Raw genomic sequence first — 8006 nt, 5'->3', positions numbered from 1 at the left:
CTGTTGACGACCTGTTTTACACTTGTTGACAGACTTTTTTACTTTTGTTGACGGCTCGTCAACAGCTTCTTGACAGACAGTTTTAGGTTTGTTGACGGCTTGTCAACGGCTTGTTGACAGGCTGTTTTAGGTTTGTTGACAGAGAAAATTTAAAGAATAGCAACAAAGCTTGTAACAATCCTTTCTACTGTTGAGTACAGTAACTCAGATTTCACAAAAGATATGTTCATTATAGTTTATGCTGAAGATTGCTGTTGACAGACCAAAATATGCTGTCAACGGCTTGTTGACGACCTGTTGACGACCTGTTTTACACTTGTTGACAGACTTTTTTACTTTTGTTGACGGCCTGTCAACAGCTTGTTGACAGCCTGTTTTACGTTTGTTGACAGAGAAGATTCAGAGAATGATAACAAAGCCTGCAACGAGCCTTTCTACTGTTGAACTTGATACTCAGATTTCATAAAAGATATGTTTATTACAGTTTATGCTGAAGATTGCTGTTGACAGACCAAAATATGCTGTCAACGGCTTGTTGACGACCTGTTGACGACCTGTTTTACACTTGTTGACAGACTTTTTTACTTTTGTTGACGGCTCGTCAACAGCTTGTTGACAGACAGTTTTAGGTTTGTTGACGGCTTGTTAAGGGCTGATGAAAGCTATAAATTTAATTGATGTTATTAGAGAACTATTTCAAGTTAAAATGGATTTATTGAGTTTAATATTAAATCACAGATGAAATGGTTTGGGTTTTTATTATAAACCCGAATAAAATACAAAATATTAGTGTTTTTATACTTCTACTCCTGCAAGTAGCTACAATCTATTTCATAGGCTTGTACAATAAGTAAAAATAGTTTCTACATAAGAGTGCGATTTTACACGTAAGAAGTGATATTTCCAGACATTAAAAAACTCCATTAGTGACTTTAATTATTTCGATAAAGTCGTTAAGTAGCCTACCGTAAGATAAATAAATGTCTTAACTCTTGTTTGATTCTATCCTTTACTATTACTTGCACCCAAACACTATTCCACCCGTTAAACTGCCATGAGATTTGTTCTAACATTAAGACCATTAACCGACTGCCAACAGCTTATCTTCAATTACCAATACCCGTTTATGTCGTGGGTTTATAGCCGTTTGAATGAGGCCGACCAACAATATGCCGAGTTTCTACACCAACGAGGCTACCAGGTGCGTCGTTCGCTCAAGAACTTTAAACACTTTACATTCTCTAATTTCCAGATTACTCGATTGGCCCAACCCATCAAGTCGGGCGACAGTTATATGAAACTTAGCGTTGAACCAATAAAAGTTTTGGTTTCATTCTTTATTGATAAAGCGGCCGAAGATTTCATTGTCGGACTCTTCCGAAATCAGACCGTCAGCATTTATGATAATACCTATCGAGCCAGCTTCAATATTGAGCGAATCGAATCACTTCCTAACGAAGATTTTAGCAGTGAGCGAGTAACATTCCAAACCCTCTCTCCTATTGTGGTTGCTCGAAAAAAAGCGGATGGTAAAGATAACTACCTTAGCCCCGAAGACCCTGATTTTGCAGCCTACTTTGCTTATAATTTACTGGAAAAATACAGCAGTGTGCATCCTGATGCCATGAAAGTTGATGTCGAGACGGCCGCCCGATTGGTTAAGTTTCGTCTATTAAAGAAAGATAAACTAAAAAGCAGACTATTGACTATCAAACAGGACAAAGCCAGCGAAACCAAAGTTAGGGCTTTCACTAATTTTAGTTTTGAAGTATTGGCTCCTGCCGACGTTTTAGAAGTTGGGTTTCTGGGTGGTTTTGGCAAGCACTCGGCCAACGGGCTTGGCTGCTGCGAAGTTATTGTCAGTTAACACATTTATACAATACCGTTTCAAATATTAATATCCTTTCAAATGAATGTATTCCATGATAATAGCCCCAAATACAGGCTATTGGCTATTCTGAAAGATTTGCTCGAACGTCCCTACCATCATACCCGCAAGATGTTGGCAACGAAGTATAACGTAGATAAAGATACCATAAAAAAGGATTTTAACGAACTCCGTGATGCTGATTTCTTGGTAAAACCCGATGACAAACATCGGTATGCCATCGTGCCAAACAAATCTATGGAGTTTTTGGAAGACGTATTGTTTTTTACGGAGGCCGAAAAAGATTTCTTGCTCGAAGCACTCACCAAAGCCAACGCCAGCGATAAGCGATTGGAACGCATCAGAGAAAAACTCGAAACGGTTTATGATGTATCGAAACTCGGTAGCAGTTTGTTTTCAAAGACATTTCTGACCAAAGCCAATCTGCTCGAACAAGCCAAACAACAAAAGCGAGTTGTCAAACTCATCAATTATCGCTCGACCAATAGCAGCGATGTAACCGACCGAATGGTTGAGCCTTTTTCGGTAAGCACAAAAGAGGATATTCTGCACGCCTTTGATACTGATAAGCAGGTGATTAGACATTTCAGAATTTCGAGAATTGAGCGAGTAGAGCTACAAAAGCAAAACTGGGAATACGAAACTCGGCATTACGTGACGGCCACCGACCCTTTCAGAATTGTGAACGACCGCCAAGTACGAGTACATATCAAACTAAAAGTGGGCGGTTACAACGAACTCATTGAACGATTTCCGCTCACCCAAGCCTATTTGCAACCATCGGCCGATGAAGCGGGTGTTTTTGATTTTGAATGCAAAGTAAATGAGCGTTTTTTCGGACTGACCAATTTTATATTGGGCTACCACGAACACATCATTGAGATTGTAGAACCCGAAAGCCTCATTGAGCATATCAAAACTCACATTGGTCGAATAAATTTTTTAGAAAATTAAGGGGTGGGGCGGGTAATACATAAGGAAGACAATAACCTTTGCAAATAAAATAATGGTTTTTGCTGACACTGGTTCAATTTAATACTTACAATTTACTTGTTTCTTTCAATTCCGTGACGAGCAAAAACCAAGGGCAAAGATACAATTTTTATATTAAATACTTGAATATTGAATTGATGAAATAATTAATTTTACATTTTACTTGTTTTGGCTTTTTTATTTTACTTACATTTGTGGTGTAATTAAAACGATAAAGCTATGTCTAAAAAAGAACGATTAATTAATAAGCCATTTGTTTGTTTAAACTGTGGACTATGTAGTGATTCTGAGTGCGAAATTTGCGTTGGTTTTCATTTTACAGAAATATCTCGATTAAATTAATAACAGAATAATATGAGATTACATATTCAATTATCAAGAAATAAAGAGATAGTACCTTTTAGCTATCAAGAAACACAAGTCAGTAAACTTCACTATTGGCTGGGGAAAAATAGTGTTCATGATGCTGTATCTCTTTACTCATTTTCATGGTTACGAGATGGGAAAGCTTTAGGAAGCAAAGGGCTTGAGTTTAAAAATGGAAGTAAATACTTCATAAGCTGCCATGATGTTGATTTGTTAAAACAAATTATTAAAAGTATCCAAGAAGATAACTCATTTGGCTATGGTATGGTCATCACTTCTTTGACAATTGAAAAAGAACCAATATTTGAAAGAGAGAATAAATTTCAAGTGGCGAGTCCTGTTTTTATAAAAAGAATGGTTGAAGGAAGAACAAAGTTTTATTATCCAACAGACGATGAGGCTAACTCTTTACTTACCGAGACTTTGATTAATAAGCTAAAAAAGGCGGGGCTTGACCATGAAGGTGTAAAAGCAAGATTCGATGAAAACTATCAAAATTTTGCAATTAAAGGAACTACTTATAAAGGTATTCAGAATAAGGGAACAATCTGCCCTGTAATAATTAAAGGAACACCCGAACAGCTTGCTTTTGCATGGAATGTTGGTGTAGGAAGCTCAACAGGTATAGGTTTTGGCTCGTTAATCTAAAAATCAAGATGGAAAAATACTACGTAGTAAAATACAGCGGTCAGTTTGGTTTTATTAAACCATGGACAGCAGTGAGAGATAGTGAAACCTTTTCACAACAGTTTCTTACTCCTTCTATTGTGGAAGGTATTGAGAAAAAACTGTTCCCTGAATTGCTTGGTGAAGAATTTAAAGGGAAAGTTCATAAAATAAAACGTTACCGCCTTAACTATCAAGGTCTTGATATTCAACAAGAAAAAACTTGGTCGAAAGGTGGGTTTAAATATGCGAAGAAAAAGGACACTTTGAGTAGGACTTATTATCAAGCAGATAATATTTCAATTCTAAATAGAGGCATTATGCTGAATCCTGATTTGTATTTAGCATTTGAAAACAAAGAAGATGCTTCTATTGCATTTATGCAAACCATTTGCCTTTGTAGAAATGAAGATTTGTTATTTCCTGTTGAACTTTTAGAATTATACACTACAACATTCGATGAAATTGAAGGGTTTGAACTCATTTTTACAAACGCTGAGAATGGCTTTAAGGTTGGTCATAATCGTTATGATAATGCCTCTGAAATGTTTGGTGAGTTGAAAGTATTTGGAAATCCTATCAGAAGTTAAGATGCTACCACTCAACGAAATATTAGCGAAAAGTATCAATTATGGTGGTTTAACGCTTTTAGAACATACTCAACAAGTAACATTGGCAATCGAGCTTTTTGCTCAAAAGTATGCTTTCAACTTTAATGTTGAAACTGCTCGAAAAGGAGCAATAATGCACGATTTGGGTAAGGCTCATCCGCATTTTCAAAGAAAAATCAAAAATGTTAATGGCGAAAACCTTGTTGAAAGCAGAGAATGGGATTTTATTCATCGCCATGAAATCTCTTCATTAGCATTTTTACCTTGTTTCCCACAAAATGAATGGGATTCTTTGATTGATTTAGTGGTTGGACATCATAAATCTATTCAAAACGACCCAACAAGTAGAGGTATTTTAGATTTGATGGAGAATGAGGGTGATGAAATGATAGATAATCATTTGAAAGATTGGGAGCAATGGTATCAATATGGACTTCAAATTTTACAATATTTTGAGTTACCAACGATTGAAATCGCAAGAAAAGAAGCAGAAAAAGCAATACTTTACGCTGTAAAATATTGTAAAAAGAAAGGATTTGGGTTTTCTCCTGCTCGTGGTTTATTGAAGTCAGCAGACCATTTCGCTTCTGCTTTTACACACGCAACAGAGGATAAACTAAAACCTTTGTTTGAAATTCCAGATTTGAGCTATTATGATGACGAAAAAAGGAAAAGTGATATTTATCCACTTTCTCAAGTTTCGACAGATGATAAACGCAAACATACTTTAGTAGTAGCATCAACTGGTGCTGGAAAAACAGATTTCCTTTTACGAAGATGCAAAGGGCGAGTTTTTTACACATTACCCTTTCAAGCAAGTATAAATGCAATGTGGGAGCGTATATGTGCAACAGTTCCCAATAAAGACATTCGTTTGCTACATGCTACCTCGAAACTAATTGCCAAAGGTAAGCTTGATGAACAAATTTTACAGCCGTTAGCTGGTTCAGCAGTTAAAGTGCTTACCCCACATCAATTAGCTGCGATTGTCTTTGGTACTTCTGGTTTTGAAACTATGATTTTAGATTTAGAAGGGACAGATATAATCTTGGATGAAATTCATACATATTCTGATTATTCAAGAAGTATGGTTTTAGAAATAGTTAAGACTTTGCTAAGATTTAACTGTAAAATCCATATTGGGACAGCCACAATGCCAAGTGTTTTGTATAACGAACTTAAAAATATTTTAGGGGGTGAAAATGAAGTTTATGAAGTAAAATTATCAGATGAAATTTTAGATACATTCAATAGACATCAAGTATCTAAAATTGAAGACGAAGAAGTAATACTTGATATTTTAAAAAACGCTTTTGAACAAAAGGAAAAAGTATTGATGGTTTACAATACCATTAATAAAGCTCAAAATGCTTATATAACATTAAAAGAAGAGTTTCCAAATATTCCTATGATGTTGATTCATAGTCGATTTAAAAGAGGTGATAGAGTTGCTTTAGAAACTCGATTAAAATCAGAGTTCAATGGAGATGGAAGTGTAAAGTTTGGTAATGGTTTAATGCCTTGTTTAGTCATTTCAACCCAAGTAGTTGAAGTAAGTCTCGATATTAGTTTTGATAGAATGATAACCCAAGCAGCTCCTTTGGATGGACTTATTCAACGTTTTGGGCGTGTAAACCGAAAACGTAATAAAGACACAATAGGGAAATATAAACCTGTACACGTAATAAAACCAGTGGGGAATGTTATGCCATACAAAATGGAGATTCTTAGGGCAAGTTACGAGCAACTTCCCGATAATTTTGATGTGCTTGGAGAGCGAACTTTACAAGAAAAAATTGACATTGTTTTTCCTTCATTAAACACCAAAGAAATAGATATGCACTTAATTTATAAAGACGGTGGCTACTCTATCAAAGAATTAACCAATAACAAAAAGGCTGTCATAGTTGATGCACTGGAAATAGAAAGTGCGACCTGCATTCTCGAATGTGATAGAGATAAATACTTGGTTGCCAATTGGGAAGAGCGAATTATGTTGGAAATACCTGTGAATTATAAAACTATTACAAGACAAAAAAACAAATACGAACAACTGGAGATTGGAGCATATCCATTTGTAGTACCACAAAAAGAAGAAGATTACAAAATATTGGGTTTACAGTTAGTTGAACATAATAATTTCTTATAGATATGTACACAAGCTACATTGGCAAAAAATTTCTCAAACTTTATAGAGAAAAAGAAAAAAAGCCACACGATTATTCAGCCAAACAGTTTTTTGATGAAGTGTTTTTTCCTCTCTTTTTTGATGATGAAAAGCATTTGATGCACGTTCATGGCTCAACTTTTTTTCAAGCAGTTAGCCCCAACAGCCTTGTTAATGGCGAAAAAGAGTCAATATTTAGACTGAATCGTTTAAGGGAAGATATAAAAAATAATAGATTAAGTGGTTCAACTTATGTTGGTTATGCTGCGGGAGGAGTATCTGCAACCACCTCTGGACAAGTTACAAACTTAGATTATTCTCCAAATGAAGAAGAAATTTATTCTTCATGGATTGGACAAGCATTAGGAATTGGAATAAGTGGTGGTTTTGTGATGCTTTTGCAAGAAGATGAAATATTAATTTCTCTTTTTGAAGGCTGGAAATATTATCGTCAATATTTGAGACAAACCCCTAATGTTAAAAATAAACAAATTGAAACGTGGAATGGACAATGGCTATCTCATTTTTTAAGTGACGATTTTAATAAAGATAGACCTTTTGATGGATTTTCAGTAGAAATAACTGAGGTGCAAGGTAATATGGCAATTCCAACGAAAGCTTGGTCAATGGTAATATTTGCTTTAACCAAAAGGTTTCAAGGTAAAATCACGGCTTATGCTTATAATCTATCTCAAACTAATACCACATTAGGATTTATAAATATTTATCTACCAGAAATAGAATATCTCTATGAACTGAAAGATAAGTTATTTTTAGATAAAAGTGAGGTTGTATTGAACAGAAAACAAATCAGTCAATTGGAAACATTTTACAACTTTAAAAGTGCCTGTAAAATGGGAACAATAGGCTTAAAAGCAATAGAACCACGAGGATTACGTGAATTTATGCCAAAAGGTTCTGTTGACTTTGCACAGGGCAAAGACTTTAAATTTTCAGATGAAAATTCATTTCAAATATTTCAGTTATACCAAATTTGGATTACGGCAATGTTAAACAAAACAGAATTACTGCAATTAGCTTCGGATGTAGCTAAAACGCTGATTGATTTAGAGTTAAATCAACCAGATAGGGATAAAACCAAGCAAACACAAAATCGTACTTCAAAAGAAGTAATGGACTCAAAAACCATCAAAGACTTTATAGATGGGTTAGTTGAGATTATCAATAATGATAATGCTGATACTTTTAAAAATGTTGTTGAACAGATTTTAAAAATGCCATCAGACAATTTTCCTTTGTTTAACACACTTATCAGATTTGAATATTCATACCAAAAATCAAAGATTTAAAACAT

6 protein-coding genes are annotated in these 8006 nt (G+C 34.9%); all 6 read left to right on the top strand.

The window, feature by feature from the left end; genetic code table 11:
• The first annotated feature begins 1054 nt into the window (after window positions 1-1054).
• The 6 genes from cas6 (IEX65_RS25250) (at window position 1055) to IEX65_RS25225 (ending at window position 8001) form a co-directional block, all read left to right on the top strand.
• Window positions 1055-1867 carry a CRISPR-associated endoribonuclease Cas6 gene (gene cas6, locus IEX65_RS25250; protein WP_188770664.1) on the top strand — a complete coding sequence of 271 codons (813 nt, stop codon included), beginning with the start codon at window positions 1055-1057 and terminating at the stop codon, window positions 1865-1867.
• A 42-nt stretch (window positions 1868-1909) separates the two neighbouring features.
• Window positions 1910-2842 carry a helix-turn-helix transcriptional regulator gene (locus IEX65_RS25245; protein WP_188770662.1) on the top strand — a complete coding sequence of 311 codons (933 nt, stop codon included), beginning with the start codon at window positions 1910-1912 and terminating at the stop codon, window positions 2840-2842.
• Between the two features lie 393 nt (window positions 2843-3235).
• Window positions 3236-3895 carry a CRISPR-associated endoribonuclease Cas6 gene (gene cas6 / locus IEX65_RS25240; protein ID WP_188770660.1) on the top strand — a complete coding sequence of 220 codons (660 nt, stop codon included), beginning with the start codon at window positions 3236-3238 and terminating at the stop codon, window positions 3893-3895.
• Between the two features lie 8 nt (window positions 3896-3903).
• Window positions 3904-4503, top strand: coding sequence for a hypothetical protein (locus tag IEX65_RS25235; protein ID WP_188770658.1), 600 nt, complete (start codon window positions 3904-3906; stop codon window positions 4501-4503).
• A 1-nt stretch (window position 4504) separates the two neighbouring features.
• Window positions 4505-6673: a CRISPR-associated helicase Cas3' gene (gene cas3 / locus IEX65_RS25230; RefSeq protein ID WP_188770657.1), complete on the top strand. Its 2169-nt coding sequence runs from the start codon at window positions 4505-4507 to the stop codon at window positions 6671-6673.
• 2 nt (window positions 6674-6675) lie between these two features.
• Window positions 6676-8001, top strand: coding sequence for a hypothetical protein (locus tag IEX65_RS25225; RefSeq protein ID WP_188770656.1), 1326 nt, complete (start codon window positions 6676-6678; stop codon window positions 7999-8001).
• Window positions 8002-8006 lie beyond the last annotated feature (5 nt).

The sequence above is a fragment of the Emticicia aquatilis genome (assembly GCF_014644295.1).
Classification (GTDB): domain Bacteria; phylum Bacteroidota; class Bacteroidia; order Cytophagales; family Spirosomataceae; genus Emticicia; species Emticicia aquatilis.
This window is presented reverse-complemented; position numbering and strand designations above follow the sequence as displayed.